Origin of the sequence: Paenibacillus sp. FSL P4-0176, assembly GCF_037975265.1 — a bacterium.
GTDB classification, from domain to species: domain Bacteria; phylum Bacillota; class Bacilli; order Paenibacillales; family Paenibacillaceae; genus Paenibacillus; species Paenibacillus amylolyticus.
In genome coordinates this window covers 6,840,141-6,866,003 of the sequence record NZ_CP150242.1, presented here as the reverse complement: position 1 = coordinate 6,866,003, position 25,863 = coordinate 6,840,141, and the positions used below count along the sequence as shown (strand labels likewise).

21 protein-coding genes are annotated in these 25,863 nt (G+C 48.1%); 9 read left to right on the top strand and 12 right to left on the bottom strand.

What is annotated here, in order from left to right; genetic code table 11:
• Positions 1-22: 22 nt before the first annotated feature.
• The 4 genes from MKY95_RS31345 to MKY95_RS31330 are packed head-to-tail and all read right to left on the bottom strand — an operon-like array spanning position 23 to position 4,518.
• The gene (locus tag MKY95_RS31345; RefSeq protein ID WP_076320333.1) at positions 23-694 is read right to left on the bottom strand and encodes a class I SAM-dependent methyltransferase; all 672 of its coding nucleotides are present in this window, start codon (positions 692-694) and stop codon (positions 23-25) included.
• The gene (locus tag MKY95_RS31340) at positions 691-2,232 is read right to left on the bottom strand and encodes a glycosyltransferase (RefSeq protein ID WP_256721365.1); all 1,542 of its coding nucleotides are present in this window, start codon (positions 2,230-2,232) and stop codon (positions 691-693) included. Before MKY95_RS31340 ends, MKY95_RS31345 begins: the two co-directional genes overlap by 4 nt.
• Before the next feature lies 1 nt (position 2,233).
• Positions 2,234-3,229 carry a glycosyltransferase gene (locus MKY95_RS31335; protein ID WP_256721364.1) on the bottom strand — a complete coding sequence of 332 codons (996 nt, stop codon included), beginning with the start codon at positions 3,227-3,229 and terminating at the stop codon, positions 2,234-2,236.
• On the bottom strand, positions 3,226-4,518 hold the full coding sequence (locus MKY95_RS31330) for a hypothetical protein (protein WP_076320332.1): 1,293 nt from the start codon (positions 4,516-4,518) through the stop codon (positions 3,226-3,228). Before MKY95_RS31330 ends, MKY95_RS31335 begins: the two co-directional genes overlap by 4 nt.
• 382 nt (positions 4,519-4,900) lie before the next feature.
• Between MKY95_RS31330 and MKY95_RS31325 the strand changes: the two genes are divergently transcribed.
• The 4 genes from MKY95_RS31325 to cydC are packed head-to-tail and all read left to right on the top strand — an operon-like array spanning position 4,901 to position 11,173.
• A complete protein-coding gene (locus tag MKY95_RS31325; protein WP_076320331.1) occupies positions 4,901-6,316 on the top strand; it encodes a cytochrome ubiquinol oxidase subunit I in 1,416 nt (471 codons plus the stop codon).
• Positions 6,261-7,316 carry a cytochrome d ubiquinol oxidase subunit II gene (gene cydB / locus MKY95_RS31320; RefSeq protein WP_244898245.1) on the top strand — a complete coding sequence of 352 codons (1,056 nt, stop codon included), beginning with the start codon at positions 6,261-6,263 and terminating at the stop codon, positions 7,314-7,316. Before MKY95_RS31325 ends, cydB begins: the two co-directional genes overlap by 56 nt.
• 1 nt (position 7,317) lies before the next feature.
• Positions 7,318-9,234, top strand: coding sequence for a thiol reductant ABC exporter subunit CydD (cydD, locus tag MKY95_RS31315; RefSeq protein WP_076320330.1), 1,917 nt, complete (start codon positions 7,318-7,320; stop codon positions 9,232-9,234).
• Position 9,235: 1 nt separating this feature from the next.
• Complete coding sequence (gene cydC / locus MKY95_RS31310) at positions 9,236-11,173, top strand: thiol reductant ABC exporter subunit CydC (RefSeq protein ID WP_076320329.1); 1,938 nt, start codon at positions 9,236-9,238, stop codon at positions 11,171-11,173.
• Positions 11,174-11,620: 447 nt separating this feature from the next.
• On the opposite strand, the gene MKY95_RS31305 is transcribed toward cydC, so the two are convergent.
• Positions 11,621-12,652: a LacI family DNA-binding transcriptional regulator gene (locus tag MKY95_RS31305; protein ID WP_076320341.1), complete on the bottom strand. Its 1,032-nt coding sequence runs from the start codon at positions 12,650-12,652 to the stop codon at positions 11,621-11,623.
• A 489-nt stretch (positions 12,653-13,141) separates the two neighbouring features.
• Here MKY95_RS31305 and MKY95_RS31300 point away from each other — a divergent pair, with 489 nt between their 5' ends.
• The 3 genes from MKY95_RS31300 (at position 13,142) to MKY95_RS31290 (ending at position 16,335) form a co-directional block, all read left to right on the top strand.
• Positions 13,142-14,485 (top strand): extracellular solute-binding protein, encoded by a 1,344-nt coding sequence (locus MKY95_RS31300; RefSeq protein WP_076320328.1) that lies wholly within the window; start codon positions 13,142-13,144, stop codon positions 14,483-14,485.
• A 138-nt stretch (positions 14,486-14,623) separates the two neighbouring features.
• Positions 14,624-15,517, top strand: coding sequence for a sugar ABC transporter permease (locus MKY95_RS31295; protein ID WP_076320327.1), 894 nt, complete (start codon positions 14,624-14,626; stop codon positions 15,515-15,517).
• Positions 15,517-16,335, top strand: coding sequence for a carbohydrate ABC transporter permease (locus MKY95_RS31290; protein WP_036667927.1), 819 nt, complete (start codon positions 15,517-15,519; stop codon positions 16,333-16,335). Before MKY95_RS31295 ends, MKY95_RS31290 begins: the two co-directional genes overlap by 1 nt.
• Positions 16,336-16,456: 121 nt before the next feature.
• On the opposite strand, the gene MKY95_RS31285 is transcribed toward MKY95_RS31290, so the two are convergent.
• The 3 genes from MKY95_RS31285 to MKY95_RS31275 all read right to left on the bottom strand — a co-directional run bounded on the left by MKY95_RS31285 (position 16,457) and on the right by MKY95_RS31275 (position 18,737).
• Complete coding sequence (locus tag MKY95_RS31285; RefSeq protein ID WP_036613004.1) at positions 16,457-17,416, bottom strand: MraY family glycosyltransferase; 960 nt, start codon at positions 17,414-17,416, stop codon at positions 16,457-16,459.
• Positions 17,417-17,537: 121 nt separating this feature from the next.
• Positions 17,538-18,350, bottom strand: coding sequence for a hypothetical protein (locus MKY95_RS31280; protein WP_076320326.1), 813 nt, complete (start codon positions 18,348-18,350; stop codon positions 17,538-17,540).
• Positions 18,351-18,419: 69 nt separating this feature from the next.
• Entirely contained in the window at positions 18,420-18,737 is a 318-nt protein-coding gene (locus MKY95_RS31275; RefSeq protein ID WP_047840829.1) for a metalloregulator ArsR/SmtB family transcription factor, read from the bottom strand.
• A 392-nt stretch (positions 18,738-19,129) separates the two neighbouring features.
• Here MKY95_RS31275 and MKY95_RS31270 point away from each other — a divergent pair, with 392 nt between their 5' ends.
• Together MKY95_RS31270 and MKY95_RS31265 are read left to right on the top strand one after the other, a co-directional pair.
• The gene (locus MKY95_RS31270) at positions 19,130-19,519 is read left to right on the top strand and encodes a nuclear transport factor 2 family protein (RefSeq protein WP_076320325.1); all 390 of its coding nucleotides are present in this window, start codon (positions 19,130-19,132) and stop codon (positions 19,517-19,519) included.
• Between the two features lie 224 nt (positions 19,520-19,743).
• Positions 19,744-20,238, top strand: coding sequence for a hypothetical protein (locus tag MKY95_RS31265; RefSeq protein WP_076252204.1), 495 nt, complete (start codon positions 19,744-19,746; stop codon positions 20,236-20,238).
• Positions 20,239-20,632: 394 nt separating this feature from the next.
• On the opposite strand, the gene gntK is transcribed toward MKY95_RS31265, so the two are convergent.
• From gntK to MKY95_RS31245, 4 genes are all read right to left on the bottom strand, one after another.
• Entirely contained in the window at positions 20,633-22,183 is a 1,551-nt protein-coding gene (gene gntK, locus MKY95_RS31260; protein WP_339195999.1) for a gluconokinase, read from the bottom strand.
• A gap of 265 nt (positions 22,184-22,448) precedes the next feature.
• On the bottom strand, positions 22,449-23,276 hold the full coding sequence (locus MKY95_RS31255) for a carbohydrate ABC transporter permease (protein ID WP_036612996.1): 828 nt from the start codon (positions 23,274-23,276) through the stop codon (positions 22,449-22,451).
• A 20-nt stretch (positions 23,277-23,296) separates the two neighbouring features.
• Positions 23,297-24,163: a sugar ABC transporter permease gene (locus tag MKY95_RS31250; RefSeq protein WP_076320340.1), complete on the bottom strand. Its 867-nt coding sequence runs from the start codon at positions 24,161-24,163 to the stop codon at positions 23,297-23,299.
• A 128-nt stretch (positions 24,164-24,291) separates the two neighbouring features.
• Entirely contained in the window at positions 24,292-25,527 is a 1,236-nt protein-coding gene (locus MKY95_RS31245; protein ID WP_047841063.1) for an ABC transporter substrate-binding protein, read from the bottom strand.
• Positions 25,528-25,863 lie beyond the last annotated feature (336 nt).

Genomic DNA, 25,863 nt, shown 5'->3' with positions numbered 1-25,863 from the left:
ACTCAACGTAACCCAATTCGTTTCAACCTTTGCATATCACCGCTCGAAAACAGCGGATCGGCGCGCCGTACATATCAGACCAGATGGCATCGTCTGGCTCTTTCACATTCAGCTTATCTTCAATGGTTAATCCGGTGACAGCCATGATTGTCTCCAGCAGATCCGGCCGCATCTCGGGTACATCGAAGGTGGCGATCAACTGTCCGTTTGGTTTCAGCACCCGAGCGAATTCACGAAAAGCTCGCAGCATCGTGCCCGTATCCAGATGCTCCAATACAGAGATACAGAACACCCGATCAAACTTACCCGACTCGTACGGAAGCTGGGCCAGATTAGCCTGTGCACGGTGCAATCGGACGAGAGTTGATTCCGGCAGATCCTGAGCGGCTTGCTCCCCAAAATCAGAAACAATATCCAGTCTTATCGCCTCTTCAGACAAAATACGTTCATCCCAGTCACAAGCGTGAACCTCGCGGCAGTGTTCTGCAAGCCAGAATTTGAACGGATGGGAGATGCCGCAGGCTGCATCAAGGACGACATCATCTGGACGTGCAAACTGCCGGGCCCATTCATATTCGTAGGGACGGCTCCACCATGCCGGATGCAGCGGGAAGACCAGTGTGTCCGTTTTAGGGTCACTTTGCCGAATGTATCTTGATTCCATGAATTCCGTTGCCTTGGGCGTATCCATCATCCCCGAATTCCCTCCTTCAATCCTGTCTCTGCCAAAAAAGATTCCAACACCGTGCTCCACCGGCTCCGCCACCTGGCAAGATCATAGGACAGTGCAGTCTCGCGCGCATAGATTCCCAGCCGTTCTCGCTCGGCCCGATCCTGTACAAGGCGTACCAGTGCGGCGGTTAGTTCCTGCTCACCAGGAGGTACCAGGAGTCCATTAAAACCATCCTGAATCAGATCATTCAATCCGCCAACATTGGAGGCAATTACCGGAAGTCCACAGCTCATCGCTTCCAGACAGGCATAGGAGGTGCCTTCCGAGAACACAGTTGGAATCACAGCGATATCTGCCTGATGGTAGGCCTCCCGAATATCCCGGAAATCATACGTGCGCTGGTTAATTCGCTCCGCATGTGGATGAGTACGATGCCAGTAACGAAAGACTCTCCCGACCGTGCTGCCTTCGACCAGTTCCCCGGCAAATTCAATCTCCAGATCTGGAAAGGCTCCAAGTAGTTTATCCGCTGCCAGCATCATTGGAATAATACCCCGTTCCATGCTGATGCGGCGTGGATAGATAATGCGAATTGGGCGGGGAGAGGTTATACGGGCATCCACAGTTTCCTTTTCAACCTGTCCCTGAATCGGACCATTAACCTGATACTCAGCATCTGCTTCTACTAGAATCTCCGTAGCCCAATCCTTTGAATTCCGGTGATTATGAGCAAACCTATACGTTTCTCCATCTACCTCGACTTCTTCCAGTTTCGATATATTCAAATGGAAATCTACCGTTTCTTTCCCCTCTCGTTCTTGATCGCTATCTGTATCCTCACCTCCATCTCTGTTAGCCTTACCACTGTCCGCTTCATCACGACTCGTTCCCCCCTTGCCTTCTACAGCTTGCACCCCTGATATAACTGCACCAGCACTCTCTACATGACTTGCCAGATCATTCCTCCATGCGACAAGCCATTCGTCTTCCTGTTCTTGCTCAAAGGTTCGCGTTGGTGGGGCAGGTGTGAAATAGGACGTATCCACCGCATTGGGAATCAGGACAACCTGCCTTGGATCGGTATAGGTGCACGCAGCTCGGCAAAAGGTCTGGAAGTGAGAATCCACGGATACAATGCGCACGAGTCCATCCAGAGCCAGTTGAATATGTTCCGCGACTTGTTGTTTGGTCTCCAGTGGCAGTCCGGGACGATCCCAGTTAATGCCGTGACAGATGCCAAGACTGCCGGCTTTGTAGGTGATGGGTTGCCACAGACAGCTGGCATAGATCACTGGGCCGCGCGCTGCGGCTGCCATCCGCTCAAAAGCTTCGGGTACATTATCCATGTCGTACGAATAACCAAATACGTCAATCTGCTCCGTCCGAGTCTGGAATGCTTCAAAATAAGACAGCTGATGAACCTCGGGAATATGCCCGAGTCCACGGATGACACTGCACAGATCCAGAATATAGCGTTCCAGTCCACCACCAAATACACGACCGAATTCCCGGTTGTACCCGTCGGTGAAACTATGCGTCAGAATACTCACCACGCCCATCTCACGGTCCCTCCTTCCAGGGAATCAGCCGAGGTTCCGGATCGAGAATCGACTCGTAGTGTGCAAGATTGCCCCATTCACCACTAGGATCAATGCGTTTGTAACGCAAATATTTACGAACCCGGTCCTCCAGACTGCCGGCCCAGCCGAGATGTTGAACCTTCAATTCCGTGCTGACTCCAGGCAATACCGTGCAGGACAAGGGAAGACGGGGAACATGATGATTCTGTTGTGGATAAAAATAAGGATATCCAGGCATATATCGTACAAGTGAAGCGGTATGCCGTTTGTGCAGAGACCAGAGATCATCTTCCCGGTAGTGGGTCCGGCCACCCCACATGTCGTAGAATCGGAATGCAAACCAGTCCGCATACTCCTGATTAATCAGAGTGCGTATGGCTTTCTTGGCCTCTGAGCTGTACAGCTCATCCGCATCAACTGAGAGCAACCAGTCGGGACATGTTCCCGCAGCCGCTTGCCACAAGGTGTTGCGAAGTCGCCATTCCTCGGCGAACAGTGGTTTCTCCAATACCTCCAGACGGACCACCTTTGGATAGGCTTTGCATATGTCCGGTGTTCCGTCTGTGCTGGCATCGTCCACAATGACAATCTCATCCACGAACTCACTCAGATCATGCAATACTTCTTCAAGGTATCGGCCGCGTTCATTGCGAACCTGGAGCATGGCGGTCAGCTTGTTGCCTTTGCTTTTGCGAACCCGACGAATGGAGAAGGGTTCTTTGAATATACTTGTTTCCTCATGTGTTACAGCAGCATTCTGTTCTGCCTGACCTTGTGAATCATTCCAGTGATGCACTTGGCTTCGGATGTCCTGCGTTGGTTGTGCATGATCCGGGGTGTGATCGCCATTTCCCAATGCGTCTGTATGTGTTCGATCGACTGTTTCCGTTGGCGTGTAAGTGGTTTCGGTTCGGATATCCCTGTGCACCATTGGCCCATTCAACTGTTGTCTACGCTTCTTCGGGTCCAGCATCATGGCACCTCCCCAAGCAATTGCTGTACAGCATGATCCAACAGCTCCAGCTCCACAATCCGGGCCAGCGCATCTTCATCCTCCAGTGCTGTCTCAAGGAAATGTCGGACTGCCCCGTGTCGTTCCCCTCGCAGTGCCAGCGCACTGCCGGATAATTGCTGGTAATCCCGGCGACTGGCATCATCCTGAATATCGACTGCATGCACCAGAGCCAGTGCTTCTTCCACACGTCCAGTCTCCTGGTAAATGCGGAATTTCCAATGTCTCGCCGTTTCTCCGCCAAGTTCGTCCAGGATACGCAGGGCATTTCCGTAATCATCGTTCATACGGAGTAGTTCCGCTCGTACAAGTTGATCTTCTCCTGCCTCAAGCCAGCGACATAACTGTTCATAATGATGCCGTTCTTGTTCATCTGCTGCACTAATTCCATACACCCGCAGGGCGTCCTCCAACTGTCCAGCCCGGGCATGGATGGCAGACAGGAATCGATAATGGGAGACCACACAATCACTGCGATCATTCATGACCGCATGGGTGAAGGCCTCTTGCAACGAATGGACGGCCCGCGGATCTTCAAGCAAGTACTCATAGGCTGCCAGCAAAAAGGATATCGTCTCATGTGCACCTGCTTTGGCACGGAGCTGACGGTAGAAGTCGGCACGTACACTGCATTGAAGCAGGGTGACGCTATCTGGAGTGCCTGACAGGATCTGCCGTAGCGCATGCAAGAAGAGCAGTTCGTAGTCCCGGAGAGGGACTTCGAGATCATCCCTTTGCATCGTACCCGCAGGTGCAGGGTCTTCTCCGCCCAGCCAGATAACACGTACGCCTTGGAATAACAGCTTCATATAACGTGTTTCGGAGGATGTGCCTACCAGATCGGCGATGCCGACCAGTTTGGAAATACTGCTCTCCCATAGCGGAGATTCTGCTTCGTTTCCAGCAGGCTCAGGGAGCAGGGCAATACATAGCTCAGGCTCCAGCGAAGCTGTAGCCATTAGCCAGTAGGGATGGGCGACTACGGCTACGGTGCGAGGTTCCAGTAATAGCTGCTCGGCATCAGGGAGGGAGATGACGGTAATGACCGAAGGTACATCTTCTGTTTGTGTCAGGCTGCTGACATAGTAGACCTCTCCCTCGATCGACAGCAGTGCAGCAATATCGGGATAGGGAAAGGATGACCAGCCTCCTTTGCGAGGGAAGAGAACATACCGGACAGGGGGCTGTGTTGTATTGGCCTTATCCAGGCTGGCTTCGGCGTCTTCACCTGGCAGTGGTGCAGGTTTTTCCATGAATAGTTCACCTCACCTTGACTGTAATATGGAGCGTCTTCGCTCTGCATGTGCTTCATGCTTTCACTTCATATGTAAAGCCCTCACGGTACTTCGCATGATATGCCTGAGACTAACATATGGGCATTCCGTCCCAAACATGAGTATCTTCCATGAATAGATGAAGTTGGCAAGCTGTGATAATAGGCTGAATTTTATCTTTTGTGTGACCAGGATCACTTTTTTTTGCTCTAGAGACGAAGATTGTGATAATTCTCACATGTATAAAATAGGTAATCTGGCACAATACGTTCATCAACGTATTTGGCGGACAGACAGCGAAGGTGCAGCTTCAATGCCAAATACGCATACTGCGAAGTGAACAGAAAGAAGGGGTAACGGTATGGATCCGATTATGTTATCGCGTATCCAATATGCACTTACAACGATTTTCCATTTCTTTTTTGTCCCGCTATCCATCGGTCTTGTGCTGTTGGTTGCGATTATGGAGACGTTGTACGTTGTTAAGGGTAAGGAGATTTACAAAACGATGGCCAAGTTCTGGGGCAAACTGTTCCTGATTAACTTTGCCGTCGGGGTTGTCACAGGTATTCTGCAAGAGTTCCAGTTTGGCATGAACTGGTCCGAGTACTCCCGATTTGTCGGGGATGTGTTCGGTGCGCCACTGGCTATTGAAGCGCTACTGGCGTTTTTTATGGAGTCTACATTTATTGGATTGTGGATATTTGGCTGGGATCGTTTGTCCAAAAAAGTGCATCTAGCCTGCATCTGGCTGGTGTTTGTCGGCACATTCCTGTCCGCGCTGTGGATTCTGGCAGCCAATTCATTTATGCAACATCCTGTTGGGTTTGAGATTAACAACGGACGAGCCGAGATGAATGATTTCTTTGCACTCATCACAAATGGTCAGCTTCTCGTCGAGTTCCCACATACAATCTTTGGGGCATTGATGACAGGGGCCTTCGTCGTAACCGGGATCAGTGCCTACAAATTGATGAAAAAGCAGGATGTGGAGATCTTCCGCAAATCGTTTAATATTGCGATCATTATCGCTCTTGTTTCTTCATTCGGCGTCGCATTCTCGGGTCACTTTCAGGCGCAATATCTGGTGGAGACACAGCCGATGAAGATGGCAGCCAGTGAGGGCACATGGACAACGACAGAAGATCCGGCGCCATGGACGGTGGTCGCTTTTATTGACCCGGATAAACAGGAGAGTACGGGTGAGATCAAAATCCCTGGATTGCTCAGTTACCTGTCCTACAGCAAGTTCTCCGGTAGTGTCAAAGGTATGAAGGAGCTTCAAGCTGAGTATGAACAGACGTATGGACCGGGGGACTACATCCCGCCGGTACGGACAACATTCTGGAGTTTCCGCATTATGATCGCAGCGGGTGGTTTAATGATTGCATTGGCGCTATACGGTACGTTCCTAGCCATGCGTAAGAAGCTGGAGGTCGCTGGAAAGTGGTTTATGCGTCTGATGGTGTTCGCCATCTCCCTGCCGTTTATCGCCAATACGTCAGGTTGGATTATGACCGAGGTAGGAAGACAGCCATGGACAGTATTTGGCTATATGACAACCGAAGCCGGGGTCTCGCCAAACGTATCCGCAGGAACGATCCTGTTCTCGACCATCGCTTTTACCGCTGCGTATACGGTTCTCGGAATCGTGATGGTATACCTGTTCGTACGTGAGATCAAAGCAGGACCGTTTGCGGTCGAGAAGCCAGAAGATCACGATGAATCGGCCGATCCGTTCGGCGTGGATGGAGGTTATTCCGTTGTCACTAAGTGAGTTGTGGTTTTTGCTGATTGCCGTATTGTTTGTTGGTTTCTTCTTTTTGGAAGGTTTTGATTTTGGTGTGGGGATGTCTACAGGCATTATTGCCAAAACGGACCGTGAACGCCGGACCCTGATCAACTCGATTGGTCCGTTCTGGGATGGTAATGAAGTATGGCTTATTACGGCAGGGGGCGCGATGTTTGCCGCCTTCCCGCACTGGTATGCCACGTTGTTCAGTGGTTTTTACCTTCCACTTGTAGTGGTGTTACTCGCCTTGATTGGTCGCGGAGTTGCTTTCGAATTCCGCAGTAAAATGAAACAGCAGCGCTGGCGCAAAACATGGGACATCATCATTGTGGTCTCCAGTGCGCTTTTACCGTTCCTGTTCGGCGTGGTTTTTGCCACGCTGATGAAGGGTCTGCCCATTGATGGGGAGATGCAGTTGCGTGCAGGATTCCTCGATATTGTTAATCCGTACACCGTGATTGGTGGCTTGAGTGTAACCCTGCTGTGTCTGGTTCATGGATTGCTGTTTGCATCACTACGAACAGTAGGTGATCTCAGAGAGCGTGCCTTGAAGACAGCGCAAAAATTGATGCTGCCGCTGGCTGCACTGCTCGCTGTTTACGCGTTAATGACGTATTTCATGACCGATGTGTTCGCCGTACGCGGCTGGGCTCTTTGGATCATGGTTGTACTTGGCGCAGTTTCGCTTGCACTTGCGGCATACTTTGTTCGTCAGAAGCGTGAAGGCTGGGCTTTTGGTATGACAGGGGCAGTGATTGCAATTGCCTTTGCCTCGGTCTTTATCGGACTTTTCCCAAGAGTGATGGTGAGTTCCTTTGGGGCGGCATATGACCTGACTGTATACAATGCTGCATCTGGTGCTTATTCATTGAAAGTAATGACCATTGTAGCTTGCACTTTGCTGCCGTTTGTTCTCGGTTATCAGATCTGGAGCTATTATATCTTCCGCAAACGTCTGAACGAGCAGCACCACCTGGAGTACTGATATGGGACGGGGGCTGATGAAGCTGCCGGGCATCCGGCCGGTACTTGCGCTGGCCTCAGCGCTGGTGCTGCTACAGGCGATGACGATCATTATGCAAGCCAAATGGCTGGCACAGGCCATCACGGCATTGTTTGAAGGTTCATCCGTAACGGAGCAGTACCCTGTACTGCTGCTGTTCCTGGCTGCTTTTGCCGCCCGCTACGCCCTATCCTTCTGGTTACAACTCGTGACTTCGCGATATGCGGAGAGGACAGGGACCGATCTGCGCAGAAAGATGGTGGAGCAGTGGTTCAGACTTGGACCGCGTTATGCGAAGACGGAGGGCACAGGCCATCTGGTCACGCTGGCACGTGAGGGGACAGCTCAATACAAGACGTATCTTGAACTATTCATTCCTCGCATGCTGGGCATAGGATTCACACCTATCGTCATTCTGCTGTATGTGTTCAAGCTGGATCTGATGTCCGGGGTTATTCTGATGCTGACACTCCCGATTCTGATCGTGTTCATGATTCTGATTGGCCTCGCAGCTCAGCGTAAGATAGACGGACAATTCAGATCCTACAAAGCACTCGCTAACCATTTTGTCGATACCCTGCGGGGGCTGGAAACGCTAAAAACATTGGGACAGAGCAAAACACATGAAGGGTCCATTCTGCGGGTCAGTCAGCGGTATCGGAAAGCAACGATGTCTACTCTGCGCATGGCTTTTCTTTCTTCGTTTGCACTCGATTTCTTTACGATGTTGTCCGTTGCTTCCGTAGCAGTTGGTCTGGGATTACGTCTGACAGAAGGGCATATGCTACTTGGCCCTGCGCTGACGGTACTGATCTTGGCACCCGAATATTTCCTGCCTGTACGTATGCTCGGCGCTGATTATCATGCCACATTGGACGGTAAGGAAGCTGGAGCGGCTATCAACCAAGTGATTGAACGGGGGAAAGCTGCTGAACAGAAACAAAAAGAAGCCTATGCAAATGTTGTTGCGCATGCGGACATGGCAGAGGATGGGACGGGATCCGCATCATCATTATCTTTGGGTAAAAGGAAAGTCGCTACTTCGACCATACGTGTCGTGTTGAATGATAAAACGGCTGCGGGGCATCTTGCTCCTGCTTCTGTTTCTGCTTCTGTTTCTACTACTCCTGAGCTTGTTTCTTCCTCAGTGTTCTCTTGGAATGAGCATAGCAGATTGGCTCTAACGGATGTACAGGTACGGCATGATGATGAAGGTCCTTATTCGCTAAAGGATGTCACATTTCAGATCACGGGTCTTGGCAAAATCGGTATTATTGGCACCAGCGGAGCAGGCAAGTCCACGTTGATTGATGTATTGGCTGGATTTCAGCTTCCTACTTCAGGCCAAGTATTAGCCAACGGACAGCCTGTGTCACAGGATATGCTTGAATCCTGGCGAAGACAGACAGCAGCTATCCCGCAGCATCCGTATATCTTTAGTGGAAGCCTGGCCGATAACGTTCGTTTCTATATGCCGGAGGCATCGGATGCGGAAGTGGCGAAGGCCGTTAGCGCAGCTGGATTAACCAAGCTTCTGACCTCATTATCCAGTGGGTTGCATGAGCCTATTGGGGCTGGTGGTAGACAGCTCAGTGGTGGGCAGGAGCAACGGGTGGCGCTAGCAAGAGCTTTGCTTAGTAAACGAAACATCCTGCTGCTTGATGAACCGACAGCACATCTGGATGTGGAAACAGAGTATGAACTGAAACAGACGATGCTGCCGCTATTTGAAGGAAAACTTGTATTTTTGGCTACCCATCGTCTGCACTGGATGCCACATATGGATCGAATTATTGTCATGGATGGCGGCACAGTGGCAGAGACGGGAACACATCAGGAATTGCTGGCACGACAAGGTGTATATTATCAGATGATTCAGGCCCAGATGGAGGCGATATAAAATGAAGTCCGGATATGAACATATGGAGAACGTCCGTAACGGAAAAGAAAAAAATAGCTGGATTGCTCCGTATGTGGCACAGTACCGCTGGAGATTCATCGCAGTCATTGCGCTAGGTACATGCGCTACACTGTGTGCGGTACTGCTGCTGTTTACCTCCGGATTTCTGATCTCCAAGTCTGCGCTGCGTCCTGAAAATATTTTGATGGTGTATGTACCTATTGTTGGTGTACGTGCATTTGGGATATTCCGCGCCGTGTTTCGATATATCGAGCGATTGGCAGGACATGATGCCGTACTGCGGGTGTTGGCCGATCAACGGGTGAAATTATATCGCATTCTGGAGCCACAGGCCTTGTTCCTGCGTTCTCGTATGCAGACCGGGGATGTACTTGGAGCACTCGCCGATGATGTGGAGCGGTTACAGGATATTTATCTGCGTACTGTTTTTCCCGCCGTTACCGCACTTGTAATGTACGGTGGGGCTGTGATTGCCTTTGGCAGTGTTGATCTGGGATTTGCGGTGTGGATGGGCTTGTATATGTTATTTCTCGTTGCCGTGTTACCTGCGATCTCCCTGAAAGTGACGTGGAAATGGCGTGTACGGCTGAAAAAGGAAAACAGCAGGTTGTATACCCGTCTGACCGACGGTGTACTTGGACTGGGAGATTGGCTTGCAAGTGGACGAGCGGCCGAATTTGTTCAGCAGCAGGAAGAAGCGGAGGAACAGGTCGACGTGATTCGTCGCAAGTTGCGGCGCTGGACACGCTGGCGTGATCTGATGGCTCAGACTGTCATTGGCCTGCTGGTGGTATCGGTTACGTTATGGGCCGGAAATGCCGCTTCTATCGGGCAATTGCCTGCCGTGATGATTGCTGCTTTTGTGCTGGTGTTATTTCCACTTACGGAATCACTTCTGCCTGTAGGGGATGCAGTGGAGCATCTTCCACAGTACCGGGAATCACTGGATCGCTTGAAGCAGCTCGAAGGGAAAGATTATCTTCCGTTGCAGAATGGAGCCGGTGATGCGGATGGAACGGGCGAATCGATCTCTGTAGTAAAAAACGGCAACGTGATGGCTGGACAGCCATTCGAGTGCTTGCCAGCTGCGAATGATATGCCGGACAGACGAATTCGTCTTCGCATTCCACCCAAACTCAGAGCAGACATCGAGATTAATCGCGTAAGTTACCGTTATGCAGCGGATGATTCCTACGCCGTACAGGACGTATCTCTTCATCTGCCACAAGGCAAACGATTAGCCATTCTTGGACGAAGCGGCGGCGGCAAATCAACCTTGTTGAAGCTGATTCAGGGGGCATTACTTCCGTCTGCGGGGAAAGTTCTGATCAATAATATGCCTGTGCAAACCTTGGGTGAGAGTGTCACTGATGTCATTGCGGTGCTGAATCAAAGCCCACACCTGTTCGACACCACGGTAGCCAATAATTTGCGGATTGGACGTCCGCATGCAACAGATGAGCAGATTCGTCAGGTGGCCGCCCAAGTAGGTTTATCCGGTCTGATCGAATCCTTGCCGCAGGGATATGATACGCCGATGCTGGAGACAGGTCTGCGTTTCTCCGGTGGGGAAAGGCAACGAATTGCACTGGCCCGGGTACTGCTCCGGGAGACACCTGTTATTATATTGGATGAACCAACCGTTGGGCTTGATCCTGTGACTGAACGCGAGTTGATGCGAACCATTCTGGATAGCTTGCAAGGCAAAACGATGATCTGGGTCACCCATCACCTGATTGGTGCGGAACAGATGGACGAACTTATTTTTATGGAAAATGGAAAGATTGCCATGCAGGGTTCTCACGAACAATTGCTGGCTGGGGAAGAGCGATACCGCCGTCTCATTGAACTTGATCGACCCGGATGGTCTGACTTGCAGACAGTAGAGGGCAAGCTGCCTACTGCCGCTTCCAGATAGCAGGAACTTTCTCGATATAACCATGATCTCAGAGCAGGACTGTCCGTTCACTCAGCATCGCAAATGGGGCTGTCTCAAAAGGAATTCCGCTTCGCTCCAAGCGCTAACGAACCTGCCGCACCTTAAAAGGCAGAACATCAACGCTTGCAAGATTTAACGAATCTCAGTAACGCTATTACGTCATAAAACGTTGTCAAAACCTAAAAAATCGACCGAATCGACGAAATAACGTCTCTGTAATTTGTTAGATCTCAGATCTGGGCAAATGGGAGCGAATAGCGTGTCTCAGGTTCATTAAAACAAAATAACACGAACAAGGGATGTCCTCTGTCATATTCATGACTTATGGGACATCCCCTTTTTGCTTTTTGGTGTGGAGTTTTATGAAAAATCGCTATGTCTATGATGTGAATTGATCTGCAGCAGCCAGTCCCAAAGACTTAACGCTCAGATTTCCTGTGCCAGCAGCATGGCTGTACCACAGGATTGACGCACAACCAGTTCCGGCTCTACTTTAATGCAACGATTATCCATTTGTTTGTTCATCAGATCAAACAGAATCATGGCAGCAAGGCGTCCAATTTTATCCGTATCCTGCTTGACGGTTGTTAGCGGTGGATCGGTATAACGACAGGCTTCGATGTCGTCACAACCTGCCACAGCTATATCTTCTGGAATGCGTAACCCCACTTCCTTAAAGGCACGAATAGCTCCAAAGGCAAGTAGATCTGTGGCTGCAAACACGGCACGTGGCAGAGTCTTGCAGGCGAGCATTTTCTTGGCCGCTTCGTATCCATCCGCTGCGGCATAATCTTTGCTGTATACAACCCACTCGGACTTTTCATCAAGACTAAACTGATTTAGTGAACGTTTGAAAGCCATCTCTCTCTGTTGCATCACAAGAGAGGCGCGCTCCAGCCCGATAAAACCAACATCTCGATAACCGTTCATATAAAATTGTTCTACAACTTTGGTTGAGATCTTATCGTTATCGGACATGATGTAACAGGAGCTTTGTCCTGTTAGCTCGATATCTATTCCGATACAAGGAATCGGGCTGGCATCCAGGTCGAATATGCTGCTCTCGACCTCATCCCCCGCAATAATAATACAGCCATCCACTTGAAAATACTTGGATCTCGCCAAGTAGTCCTCACCCTGATCCAGAAACTTCTCATTCGAGAAGAAGAGTAGATCGTATCCAAGCAAGCCAATTTGTTTCTTAAACGCATTGATAACCTGTACGAAGAAAGGGTGGCTGAAATCCACGTTCAGCTTCCCTGCAAACACAACGCCAACGAGGCTGGATTTTTTGGTTGCCAGTGTTTTGGCTGAAGAAGATGGACGATAGCCTGTCTCTTCCATAATTTTAAGCACACGCTGGCGCGTTTCCTCGCTAATATCTGGATAGTTATTGATAATCTTGGACACCGTGGCTACAGACACGCCGGCTAAACTCGCTATCGTTTTGATATTCATAAACATCCCTCGAATTCCTAAACTGGTTTCGTAAACTGGGGCTGTATCGGTTTTTTCGCTTTCTTGCAAGTATTCTATGCTACATAGACCGGAGAGTCAACAGCAGAGAGAGGGTTTCACACTTGAAATGATATGCATCCATAGGTTTGAAGTGATCAAGGAGGTTTGTCGCGAAAATAAGGACGAATTTTAGCTCGTAATCTTAATTATTTTACAGATTTTGAGTCCATTTAAAGGAATGCCGGGTTGTCTGGGGCTTAAATGAAATTATGTCATGTGCTGTGTTTCGTAACTTTCGTGACTATCGTAAAGGGTACCTTGATTTCAACGTATACAGCAATAAATAAAGCTTTTATCAAGCGTGTTAAAGCATGGAAATCAAAAAAACAAAATGACTATTTACAAAATAAAGATCTGAAGTCATAATAAGGGTGGAATTAACGAAACTGATTTCGTAGATTTAATTCAAAAATTTGGGGGACAACGAAAATGAAGAAAATGACTTTAACCATTGTACTTGTAACCGCTTTATTATGTGTGCTCGCCGCTTGTAGTAACAGCTCTTCGGAATCAGAAGGAACTCAGGCTACAGACAGCAGCAAAAAAGTTACCTTGAAGATCATTCACTGGCAGCAAGAGAATATTAACAACTACATCAAAGAGTTTAATACGAAATTTGAAGCGAAATATCCGGACGTAAAGGTGGAATATACTACGGTTCCGGCAGACGCGACATACGATCAGTTGATGCAAACACGGATGAACGCCGGAAGTAATGGGGACGTAGATATCATTCCACTCAAATCAAGCTTTGTAGGCGCTCCGCAGGAATGGTCCAGTGGTGCTGCTGATCCGATGTGGAAGCAATGGATCGATGCCGGGTTAATCAGTGATCTGTCTGATCAATCTTTTATCAAAAACTACAATGAAGCGGATGTACAGAACGCAATGACGTATAACGATAAGGTGTACGGTGTAAACATGGGCAAGGTGGCATTCACAGGACTGTTCTACAATAAGGAACTCTTCGCAAAATATAATCTGGAAATCCCTACAACCTGGGATGAATTGCAACATGTTATCAAAGTGTTCAAAGACAATGGTGTCGAAGCGCTGGGTCTGGCGGGTAAAGATGTATGGCCAATAGGTCTTGCGGTGCAAGGGCTTCAGGCCTCTATTCATGAAGATCAGCTTGCTTATATCAAAGGTCTATGGACTGGTGAAACCAAGCTGACTGATCCGGTTCAACTTGAAGTCTTGCAGAAATCTCAGGATCTGATGAACAATGCAATGCCTGGTTTCATGGGTATTGACTACGGAACATTGCCCAGTTTGTTCGCTACAGGCAAGGTGGCTATGATTGCTGACGGCACTTGGGATGCAACAACAATTCAAACGGCCAACCCTGATCTAAAGTTTGGATATTTCCCAATTCCAGGTAGCAATGATGCAGCCAAGAACAAAAATCTGGCGGGTAAATACGATATGACCTGGATGGTGGTGGATAACTCACCGAACAAGGATTACGCAATGAAATGGCTTGATATGTTATCGGAGAAAGAGAACTACACGGAATTTGTGAATGCAGCCGGCTTCCTGCCTACACAGCCTGATGTGGAGATGACAAGTGAGTTTATCCAAGGCATTCAGCCTTACCTGGAGGACTTTAAACTTTCTTGGGATCAGTTGTTCATTAACCGTCAGAATGTAGGACAGTACATTTCGGAGGCCAGCGTTCACGCAGAGATGCTCAAGCCAGCCGGACCGATTGCAACACCGGAAGAGCTTGCAGGTAAATCCCAAGCAGATTGGGATGCTGCTGCTCCAAAGTAATTCATAATCATTCATATTCATGGCACAAGTTGGCCGCATGCGCCGGAATAGCGCTCGGGTCTGAGCCTTCAGGCCAGACAAGGCTGTTATTCCGGTTTTTTTATGTCTTAGTTTTACCCCATGAAAGGTGTGAGGACGATGTATCCGTTTGGGAAAGGTAAGGCAAGACTTATTCCTTATCTGTATTTGAGCATTCCGTTGTTACTTTATGTCGTGTTTGGCTTCGGTCCATCACTTGTGACGATACTGTTTTCGTTTACAGATGCTACTGGTGTTCGGGGCCAGGAATGGAGCTTTATCGGCTTTGAAAACTATAAAACATTTTTTGGTGCATCCAATGCTGGAGACCGAATGGATGCTATTGGGCGATCCTTATACTTTGCGTTTGCTGTTGTGATCATACAAAATGCAGTGGGTTTGTTTATAGCGATTTTGATCAATAAAAAGCTTAGAGGCGATAAATTATATCGCGCGGTATTCTTTTTGCCAGTGGTGCTGGGGGTTACTGTGTCTGGACTCATTTGGCAACTCGTTGCAAATCCGCTGGGCGGACCAGCCCAGTCCTTTCTGAATTTCTTTGGTACCAGTTCCAACTTTTTTGGTGATTATAATATCGCCTTTGAATTGATTATTTTTGTTCAGATCTGGATGTACATGGGTTACTCCATGACGATTTTTCTTGCAGGTCTGCAGTCCATTCCAAGCGATCTGTATGAGGCGGGTTACATGGATGGTGCTTCGGGGTGGAAAGCATTTACGAACATTACATTCCCCATGATTGCTCCTGCATTCACGGTTAACATGCTCTTGTCTATCATAGGGGCATTGCAAACCTTTGATATTATCTATGTACTTACAGGCGGCAAGTTCAATACAACGACGCTTGCGTTTGATGTTTATGCTACGGCATTTGGCACAGGAACGGCTGATTATGGTTTGGCTTCTGCTGTGGCGATGATTCAGTTCCTCTTTGTATTTACCATATCGATGGTCGCTTTATTTTACCTTCGCAGAAGAGAGGTGGAAGCGTAATGAAACAGAGCCAAACGTCCAGAATGGTCAGCTACGTTATCGTTCTGCTCATGCTTGCGTTGTACGTTTTCCCTCTATTCTATCTGTTCAATGTATCCATGAAGACACAGACAGAGTATCTGCTCGATCCTGTAGCTCTTACTGAAGGGATTCGGCTTGAGAACTTTTCCGAAGCATGGAACAAAGGGAACTTCTCTCAGTATATGTGGAACAGTGTGCTCTATACAGGGATGTCCACCCTGCTGACGTTGATTTTATCTATATTTGCTGCATTCCCGCTCGCACGCAGATATGTTAAATTCAGCACAATCATTTATATTTTCTTTCTAATTTCCATGTACCTTCCCAACCCGCTCATTCCGCAGTTTTCCCTGATCAATAATCTGGGTCTTTACAACACCCAAATCGGGTACATCTTATTGAAGACGACAGGTACGGGCATTGCCTTTCTCATGTTTGTGGGTTATATCAAATCAATATCGCGTGAACTGGATGAGGCGGCAGCCATGGACGGGAGTGGATATACACGTTATCTGTTCACTATCCTTGTTCCGTTAATGAAACCGATCCTGGCAACAGGTATTATTCTTACCGCGATTGGTGTATGGAACGATATTATCGGGCCGACCATTTATTTATCTGATCCGAATTATCAGCCGGTAACCAAAGGACTCTTTACATTTTATGGACAGTACATGAACAACTGGCCGTTGCTCGCCTGTGGCATTCTGATTGTTACCTTGCCACTGGTTGTCCTGTATGTTGCTTTGCAACGTTTCATTGTTGGAGGTGCTATGGCAGGGGCTGTTAAATCGTAAGTTAGAATCACTCCGCTTTAACTGAAACGAAAAAAAGGCAAGCGATCCAAAAAAACATCATAAGAAAGCCACCCTCAACGCAATGAAGGTGGCTTCTATTATTTTCATCGTTATTTTGGTTTTATAACTCCACTAACATCAGAATAATGGAGGATAGACACAGACATGTGCTGACTAGATACAGCACACCCACCACCTGATTTTGATTCAATCCGGCACGCAGCAACCGATAATGAGCTTGACTTGCATCGGCCTGATAGATCGCTTTACCTTGAATGAAACGTTTGATAACGACAAAGATGTTGTCGAAGATCGGTACACCCAGCGCCAGAATCGGAATGAAGATGGACAACATGGTCGCTTGTTTGAATGCACCATCCAGAGCGATAACCGCCAGAATGAAGCCAAGGAACGTAGCGCCTGCATCACCCATGAACACTTTGGCAGGAGCTTTGTTGTACTTCAGATAACCAATCGTTACACCGACCAGAATGATCGACATGAGTGCGGAATCACTTTGACCTTTGGCAAGCGCCACGATGAACAGGGTAATTGCCGAGATGGCCGATAATCCGCCAGCCAGTCCGTCCATGCCGTCCGAGAAGTTGATGACTGTTGTCACCCCGAAGATCCACAGGATCGTGAGAATGAATTGCAGCCAGATTGGAAGCATGACATATTCCGCGTTGAAGGGATTCACGAATCCGGTAAACGCAATGCCAGAAGCAAATACGAGTACTGCAGCAGAGACCTGTACGAGCATTTTGGGCAGGGCAGGAAAATCTTTGCCTTTTGTTTTGTACCAGTCGTCGACGGTACCAATCGTTAGCAGAAGCATACCACCAGCGACCAGAGCCGCTGTTTCCCATGTGATTTCTTTCGTCAGAGCAATGTATGTCAGGAAAAATCCAGTAAATATCGCGTAACTCGCCGTGAGCGGGATAGGTTGCCTGTGTAGCTTACGCTCCACATCTTCCCGAGGCTTGTCCACAAAATCGAGCCGGTGAGCCAATCGACCAAGCGGTGGAATAAGCAGAACCACGACAGCAAAAGACACTATAAAAGCCAGTATGTATACCATAAACTCGCTTGTTTCACTCCCATCTACCAATTTCCCCTTATTATACGAGTTAAACAGGAAATCTGTCGATGTCATTATTGTAACCAGATGTATGCAAAGGTGAGCAAAAGTTCAGGTTTTATCACATTTGAGGAAGATAGGAGCCGAAATAATGTTTTACGGTTTCTGTATGATAGCCATCATCACCTTGCCAGGTTGCTGCAAAGACAAAATCACTGGAACCACCTTTACGTTTTCTCGGTTTATCTCCAGGAGCCAGTATGCCGGCTGCCGCCCAGATTTCCAGCAGGGCATCGCGCTCCTGTTTGCTGGAAGGAAAGAGATCCTTCCACTTTTTCTCAAGTGAGCGAGCACTGTCTTTGGGGTCTTCCGTCTGAGCTGCTTCAAGCAGGTTGACCAGGATGGCTTGGTCTTCAGGAGTTACTTCATAGTTTGCATCGTTGTCCTGAAGCAGTAATTCCAGATCCATCAGGCAATAGATAAGCCAGCCATGACGCACGCCGCCCCACTTGGTCCGTTCAAAGTTCAGGACGTTTAAGTCGACGTTGGAATATTCCTTGTCTGACTGCAAACGCAGGAAGTTACAATCTCCACAGGCACTGGTGTTAGGGTGAAGGGCAGGGCGTTCCGCATAGGTGTGTAAAGGCACGTTCGATGTTAAAGCCCAGCTGGATAATGCGCTGCGCAGATAGACTTTTTTGGTGGACAGACTGTGTAGAAAGGCCGAAATCACCCGTTCCTTGAACGAGTCATCCTGATGCATGTCGTATAGACGCTGGACAATCTCGTCATGCGTGATCGTGAGTGGATCAAACATAACACCTTTGCTTTTGGCATATTCAAATTCATCTCCAGAGAAGGGTAGAGAGGTTGTTTTCCAGCCGCCACCTCCCCAGAAGGTGCTCAGCAGTATCTTTGCCGCCTTTTTGTCCATATGGTTAGCCTCCTTTATGGGAATTGCGATTATGATCATTGTGATTCTTCAATCTTAGACCTGCTTACTTTAATTTACGTATTCCTCGTTTGTATTCAGAATCATGTCGACGAGGCCTGGAAAACGTACGTTTAATTCTTCCTTTCGTAGGGAATAAAAGTGCTGTTTACCTTCAATGCGTGGCTGGATCACGCCAGCTTCACGTAAAATTTTGATGTGATGGGACAACGTGGATTTGGAAATATGGTCAACTTCGAAGGCGGAGCAGTTTTTCTCGCCAGAACTGGCCAGACAGTGTGCAATTTTCATGCGGATTGGATCGCCCAATGCATTGCAGACCGTGGTCAACTTCAATTCCGAAGCCATAGGTATCGTTGGAGTTCTCATATCTATGACGTTAGCATATTCGGCTTTCTCTTTCAATGTTTGAAATATTTCGAACTATAGAAGTTGAACTTGTAACTATTACACTTGTTTACTCCGATTGCAGTACCATCTTTCGATCGCTCTTATCCCCAGATTTTCTTTATTCCCTTGGTCCAAGGGAAAAATCCGGTGATAGTGTATGCTTCCGATGTAGCTTTCTTTCAGAAAGCTTTAAGCGCACGCTTCGCTTCTTCAGATTGGTTCTGCACTCTCCGTGTTAGTGTAAAAGTTGGTCTCAACTTATATATTTCTTGCAGGCAGTATAAGAAGTATGATACATTTCTTTTCAATTAGTTCGAAAATATTCGAACTGAAAGATTGGAAAACGGCTTTTTATTCTAGGAGGAATATAAATGAGTACTATGAGTACCACTACACTGTTGAACAACTATTTCCGTTTATTTGATGCTTCACGTACAGACGAGCGCGCCATGCAGGACTTATTGTCCCTGTTTACACCGGACGCAGAGATTGTGCTTAACGGCACCAGCCGAACAGGATTCGATGGTTTTATGAAAGCTTTCTACGAATACAATAAGGATGTAAAACATATGTGGGACGCGTGGGTGCAACAGCCCGACGGCAGCTACCAAACGAACTGGGCGGTGTGCGGACAAGCGGCAGACGGAACGGTATATGCCAAAGCAGGCATCGATATCGCACGTGTAAATGAGGCAGGGCAGATTGTGTATCTGGAGAATGTACAGGCCGATCAGAATGCGTTCAGCAAGTATAATCAGTAATTAAAATCTAGGATTTCAGTTTTATAGTTGTTAGAAATCTGAATCAAAAAAAGATAGGAAACCTTAACTCCACCGCTTTTTCATGCTGTGGGGTTTTGTTATACCCAACATGCTCAATCATTCTTTTTAGGGTAGGATTAGAATAAAGGGATGAACGTTATAATTCTTATTTGTTGGAATAAAGAGGAGTGAACTACATGAACGAATTTGGGAACCGAAACGTCATGGAACCATTAGAGGTCATACCGATGGTCGGTATTGGACCATTTAAGTTGGGAATGAGTAAATCAGAGGTAGAAGAGATCATTGAGTGCATCACCCCAGAGATTAGTCAGCTCTACAACCAAATGGAGTATGATTCGGAACATAAACTCTATTTCATTGAAGTAACTAATCCACACGATTATCCACCTGATGAATCTGATGTTGTCCTTACATATGATAATATTGATGTTTTTCGAACAAAGGCTGATGATCTCGTTAAGCTAATAGATAGTAAGACACCATATACTCGAGACATCGATGCGGAGTTGGGATTTTCTTTTATTTTCAAAGACATCCAATTGGCTTTGTGGAGACCTAGCGTGATGACCGAAGAAATGATGAATTCAGTTGAGTTTCTGACCGAGTTTACGCCAGAGAATCAGGAACTGGAAAAGAGATTTTTCTATTTTAGGACGGTTGCTGTGGCGGCCCCTGGATACTTTAATAGAACATAAAGGGAAGCTCCAAGTATGATGAGAGATAAATTTGATCCAATCTAAATAGAATTTATATAGTCTGTGCATGAAAAAAAGCCCATTCCCATATGGACATAACCATGGCGGGGTGGGTCTCTTTAACTTACGGTATCTCGTATTAATTCTAACGAACTGTACACATGCTATTGGAGGGTATTTGGCAAAAGTGATTTTCTAACGAACCACAGACAAGTTAATTGGCTACATATTAGGTTCTAGAGCAGTTTTGTGCCCATGTAAGCCGATAAAAGGTGGCTCAGGTTCGTTAGATTTTGAAAACATGCTAAAAGCTTCAAATAAGACGTCTACGATTCGTTAGCGTATTCCATGTTCGACTTTTTGAATCTCCGACGTGTAACATCCCACGCCTTCCCTACCCCTGCATCGTCTTGTTCTGAAAAGCAGCGATATCCGCATACTCTTCTTCGAATTTGCGGGAGATGCGGATGAAGATCGGGAGCAGCTCCCGGTAGACGCGGACACTGTCCGGGTCAGGCTGGTGACGATGCGTTGATCCGATCATGCCGGAGACGGCACTCAGGGAATCAATGCGGCCAAGAGCATACAAGCCCAGTACGGCTGCGCCGAGGCAGGAGCTTTCGATACTTTCGGGAATGATGACATCCTGATCGAAAATATCGGCCATCATCTGGCGCCACAACTCAGAGCGGGCGAAGCCGCCTGTCGCCTGGATTTTTTTCGGACGACCGATCTTTTCTTCGATCGCCAGCATGACCGTGTACAGGTTAAACAACACACCTTCGAGCGCGGCGCGAATCATATGTTCTTTCTTATGATGTAGCGTCAGGCCGAAGAATGAGCCGCGTGCGTTCGGATTCCAGAGCGGAGCCCGCTCACCTGTCATGTACGGATGGAACAAGAGACCTTCCGAACCCGGAGGTACATTTTCGGCGACACGAGTGAGCACTTCATATGGATCGATGCCAAGTCGTTTTGCGGTCTCGACCTCAGAAGCTGCAAACTCGTCCCGAATCCAGCGGAAAATAACACCGCCATTGTTCACCGGTCCGCCAATGACCCAGGCATCCTCCGTGAGCGCATAACAGAAGAAGCGTCCTTTGGGATCGGTCACCGGTTTATCTACGACTGTACGAATCGCTCCACTGGTACCAATGGTCACGGCCACGACGCCCGGATCAATGGCGTTCACGCCCAGATTGGAGAGCACACCATCACTTGCACCGATGACAAATGGTGTGGTGACCGCAATGCCCATCTCCTTGGCGTACTCCGGGTGCAACCCATGTTTCAGCACATGTGTGGTTGGGACCAATCGGGACAAGTGTTCCGGCGTAATGCCCGCTACATGCAGCGCTTCAGCATCCCAGTCGAGTTTCTCCAGATTCATGAGTCCGGTTGCGGAGGCCATGGAGTGATCAATGACGTATTCAGAAAATAATTTATAGAAAACATATTCTTTCATGGATATGAATTTGTGCGTCTGTCTGAACAATTCAGGCTGATCCCGGGTGAGCCACATGATCTTGGTGAGAGGGGACATCGGATGAATCGGCGTACCTGTTCTCAGGTATATTTCGTGACCATTCATCTCGGATTTGAGTACTTCCGTCCACTCGGCACTGCGATTATCTGCCCATGTCATGGCCCGCATCAGCGGTTTGCCGTGTTGATCGACTGGCAGAATGCTGTGCATGGCCGAACTGAACGATACAAACAGGATCTCCTCTGGCTTCACTCCCGCTTTGGAAGTAGCCTGTTTAACCGATTCGATGACTGCTTTGAAAATATCTTCCGCATCCTGCTCCGCAATCGCAGGTGTGGGGGTGTGCAGCGGATAATCGGCACTGCCTTGAGCCACAATGGTTCCGTTCTGTTCAAACAAGACGGCCTTGGTGGAGGTCGTGCCGATATCTACGCCGATCATATAGGGTGAAGAAGCCATTTTGTCATCCCTCTTTCTTAAATATATAAGTGAAATGAATGTGTTACACGTTAACACTTCGGGTACAGAAAGCCTTCCGATCGCGTAAATGCGAAGCATATGCTTTCGAAGTAGCTTTCCTCTGGAAAGCTTTTAACTCCATTTATTCAGGCCCTTTCTGTCCCCTTCGTGCACGTGGTGCTATTCATCCAACTTATATGGCATCTGTTATTTCATCTATAGATAAGAATATCAGACTTGAGGGATGGATCAAAATGCCACAATCTTAGTCCTTCACCGCCCCTGCCGCGATATCCGAAATAAACTGGCGGCTGATGAACAGGAACATAACGATGAGCGGAATGACGGCAAGCAACGTACCAGCGATAACCATTGCATAGTCTGTGTTATACAACCCGTTTAATTGAGACAACGCAATCTGCAACGTGTATTTGCGTTCATCCGTCAGGACGATCAAAGGCCACAGATAATCATTCCATACGCCGATAAAGGTGAACGCGCCGAGGAAAGCAAAGGCAGGTCGCAGAATTGGCAGCGCCACGTTCCAATAGAGTCGGAAGAAATTACAGCCGTCGATGCGGCCCGCATCCAGCAGATCGTTGGGAATGGACTCCGTGGCATACTGGCGAATCCAGAAGATGCCGAAGGCGTTCACCATGCCCGGAATAATGAGAGCTTTGAAGGAACCGACCCAACCGAACGTAGCCATGAGTACGAAGGAAGGCACCAGCGACAGCTGGGAAGGTACCATCATGGTTGCGAGCAGCAAGATGAAGAGCCACTTTTTGCCGGGAAATTCAAACTTCGCAAACGCAAACCCCGCCAGTGAGTCAAAAAACAGTACAAGTATGGTCACGAGGCCCGACACAAACAACGTATTCAGAAAAGCTCCCCAGAAGTCAATCTGCTGTAACACCCGCGTAATATTATTCCACAGTTCGCCCCCGAACCAGAGCTGGGGTGGAAACTTGTAGATATCGGACGTTGTCCGGGTAGACATTACAATCAGCCAATAGAACGGGAACATGGATATGAGCATGCCCCCGATAAGACCGGTATACAACACCAGCGATTTGAGGTGTTTGGTCGCCATGTGCGCTCCCCCTTATCACATCAGGATGATTTGCCTTGAACAAGCTTCCAGTTCACAATCGAGAACAGGGCGATAATGAGGAACATGCCCCAACCAACGGCAGCGCCATATCCGAAGTAATTGTTAATGAAGGATTCACGGTAGAGGTACAGTACAATCGTCATGCCTGCTGCACCTGCGCCACCGTCATTGCCTACCAATACTTGTGGCTCGGTGAACAGTTGCATACCACCAATCGTTGATGTAATGACCGTAAACAGGATCACAGGACGCAGCATCGGAATTGTAATTCGGAAAAAGGACTGTATCGCTGATGCGCCGTCAATCTTGGCCGCTTCGTATAACGTTTGCGGAATACTCTGAAGTCCGGCCAGATAGATGACGGCGTTATATCCGGTCCAGCGCCAGACCACCATGGAGGAGATTGCGACTTTAATGCCCCATGGTGCATTAAGCCACTCCACAACAGGTAGCCCGACCGACTGCAACAGATAATTGAGAAAGCCATAATTGTTGGCAAATAAAGCACCGAAGATAATGGCTACCGCCACGATGGATGTGACGTTTGGCAGAAAATAACCGACCCGAAACAGGGTACGGAACTTCACAAATGGTGCATGCAGCAAAAAGGCAATAATCAGGGCGAAAAAGAGCATCGGAATCGTCGAATAGATCCAGATCATGAACGTGTTGCCCACGGCTTGCCAGAACTCGGCATCGGTCAGCATGTATTTGAAATTGTTGAGTCCGTTAAACGTCATGATACCGATGCCATCCCATTTATGAAAAGCCAGATAGAGTGAGAATCCGATCGGGAACAGCCCAAATACCGCAAACAGAATATAAAACGGCGATATCGCAACATAGAGTGCACGATGCTCCCACATTCTCGCCCATAGTGACTTCTGCCGATCCAGATCAGGTCTTGCATTTCGGGGATCGGGAGTAAGACGAGGTTCAGTTACAGCCATATGAATTCCTCCTTTGCGGATAACGAAACCACACGTTGTTCAGGTTAACGCTGCAATTCCCGCTCGACGCGGTGTACCGTATCCGTCCAGACCTGCTGTGGATCGGCATTTTGCTTCGCGACATCATTCAGCCGCCGGGTGATAATGTTGTGTACGGATGGATATCTTTCGCCAAAGAAAGCATCCGGTACATCCTGTGCCGATTCGGCAAATACAGGCCCTGTCGCCTGTCCACCGAAGAAAGGTTCTTTTTCTTTCATGGCAGGATCATCAAACACACCTGGTGCAGAAGGGAACAGGTTCAGTGTCTGATATTGCTCCAGTTGATTTTCGGGACTTTGCAGCCAGCGAACCAGTTCAAAGGCTTCCTGAGGATGTTCACTCGACTTCAGGATGGACAGGAATGATCCTCCGTTGTTGCCATCTCCCCCTGGTGCCCGAGCAACCCGCCATTTCCCGGAGGTATCCGGAGCGGCTTCCTGAAGAACTTGTTTCATCCAGACAGCGCCCACGAAAGAGGCGATTTCGCCATTATTCATCGCGGCGTTCCAGCTTGGAGTCCAGCCATCTGCATTGGCTAGCAGTCCCTTCTCTTTGAAAGCAACGGCTGTATCCCAGCTCTTGCCCACAATAGGGGAATCCATGCCGATAAAGGACCCGTCCGGCCGGAAATAACGCTCCGCAGACTGCGATATGACTTGGTTGTAAACGGTTGCAATATTGTCGGTTAGAAAAACCTTGCCTCCGAATTTTTCCTTGAGCTGTTCTCCGGCAGCAGCATATGCATCCCAGCTGTTGATCTGGCGTGTAACGTCTTCGGGATCAGATGGCAATCCGGCTTCCTTGAACAGATCTTCTCGGTAGAAGAGGGCTGTTGGGCCCGTATCCATCGGGAAACCGATCATCTGTCCGCTTGGTGTAACGCCTTGCTTCCATTTCCACGGCAGATATTGGTCTTCAATATCTCCTGCACCGAGATCATACAGATTATAGAAACGGTCCTCACTGGGAAATAGCTCCATGATCCAGTCGTTCAATGCTACAATGTCTGGTTCACCTGAGCGTGCAGCGAGTGTTGTTTTGAGTTTTGCTTTGAAATCACCGCCGATTTTCTGAGCTGTCAGTTCGATATTGGGGAACTTTTCCTTAGCCCTGGCAATCAACTTATCATCGATGGAACGATTCCAGTACCATAATGTAAGCGCTACCTTTTTGTTGTTCGCTGAATCGTCCTGTCCGGGCCAGATGGAGCATCCGCTTATGAGCAGGACGCAGACCATCAGTATGGCTGTCCAGCAAGTTCTTTTCCGGCGGATCATGTGTATTACCCCCTCATCATTAAGTTCGAGGCATGAAGTGCTTTGGACTACAACATTAGTGTATGAGCAGTTTATAAACTCATACCCAATATTCCTGAAATGAAACACATATTTGTGTCGATTGCGTAACATAAATTGGGTAGTTACTTTAAAAATAAAAGTTACTTGACACATTATAATTTTTATTCTAAACTAACTTACATAAAGTAACTAATGATGATGAGAATAATATAGATACGTACTATATAACATCCAAGTGATCCAATTTCACGCTGGATGCGAATCAATCAACAGACA

Bases quoted from the DNA above. Each gene is read 5' to 3' on its own strand.
- MKY95_RS31345 (WP_076320333.1), bottom strand. From the start codon at position 694: ATGATGGATACGCCCAAGGCAACGGAATTCATGGAATCAAGATACATT.
- cydD (WP_076320330.1), top strand. From the start codon at position 7,318: ATGGGACGGGGGCTGATGAAGCTGCCGGGCATCCGGCCGGTACTTGCG.
- MKY95_RS31275 (WP_047840829.1), bottom strand. From the start codon at position 18,737: ATGAGAACTCCAACGATACCTATGGCTTCGGAATTGAAGTTGACCACG.
- MKY95_RS31300 (WP_076320328.1), top strand. From the start codon at position 13,142: ATGAAGAAAATGACTTTAACCATTGTACTTGTAACCGCTTTATTATGT.
- MKY95_RS31295 (WP_076320327.1), top strand. From the start codon at position 14,624: ATGTATCCGTTTGGGAAAGGTAAGGCAAGACTTATTCCTTATCTGTAT.
- MKY95_RS31305 (WP_076320341.1), bottom strand. From the start codon at position 12,652: ATGAATATCAAAACGATAGCGAGTTTAGCCGGCGTGTCTGTAGCCACG.
- MKY95_RS31250 (WP_076320340.1), bottom strand. From the start codon at position 24,163: ATGTGGGAGCATCGTGCACTCTATGTTGCGATATCGCCGTTTTATATT.
- MKY95_RS31280 (WP_076320326.1), bottom strand. From the start codon at position 18,350: ATGGACAAAAAGGCGGCAAAGATACTGCTGAGCACCTTCTGGGGAGGT.
- MKY95_RS31270 (WP_076320325.1), top strand. From the start codon at position 19,130: ATGAGTACTATGAGTACCACTACACTGTTGAACAACTATTTCCGTTTA.
- MKY95_RS31285 (WP_036613004.1), bottom strand. From the start codon at position 17,416: ATGGTATACATACTGGCTTTTATAGTGTCTTTTGCTGTCGTGGTTCTG.
- MKY95_RS31340 (WP_256721365.1), bottom strand. From the start codon at position 2,232: ATGGGCGTGGTGAGTATTCTGACGCATAGTTTCACCGACGGGTACAAC.
- MKY95_RS31325 (WP_076320331.1), top strand. From the start codon at position 4,901: ATGGATCCGATTATGTTATCGCGTATCCAATATGCACTTACAACGATT.
- MKY95_RS31255 (WP_036612996.1), bottom strand. From the start codon at position 23,276: ATGGCGACCAAACACCTCAAATCGCTGGTGTTGTATACCGGTCTTATC.
- MKY95_RS31245 (WP_047841063.1), bottom strand. From the start codon at position 25,527: ATGGTCTGCGTCCTGCTCATAAGCGGATGCTCCATCTGGCCCGGACAG.
- MKY95_RS31335 (WP_256721364.1), bottom strand. From the start codon at position 3,229: ATGATGCTGGACCCGAAGAAGCGTAGACAACAGTTGAATGGGCCAATG.
- MKY95_RS31265 (WP_076252204.1), top strand. From the start codon at position 19,744: ATGGAACCATTAGAGGTCATACCGATGGTCGGTATTGGACCATTTAAG.
- cydC (WP_076320329.1), top strand. From the start codon at position 9,236: ATGAAGTCCGGATATGAACATATGGAGAACGTCCGTAACGGAAAAGAA.
- cydB (WP_244898245.1), top strand. From the start codon at position 6,261: ATGAATCGGCCGATCCGTTCGGCGTGGATGGAGGTTATTCCGTTGTCA.
- MKY95_RS31330 (WP_076320332.1), bottom strand. From the start codon at position 4,518: ATGGAAAAACCTGCACCACTGCCAGGTGAAGACGCCGAAGCCAGCCTG.
- gntK (WP_339195999.1), bottom strand. From the start codon at position 22,183: ATGGCTTCTTCACCCTATATGATCGGCGTAGATATCGGCACGACCTCC.
- MKY95_RS31290 (WP_036667927.1), top strand. From the start codon at position 15,517: ATGAAACAGAGCCAAACGTCCAGAATGGTCAGCTACGTTATCGTTCTG.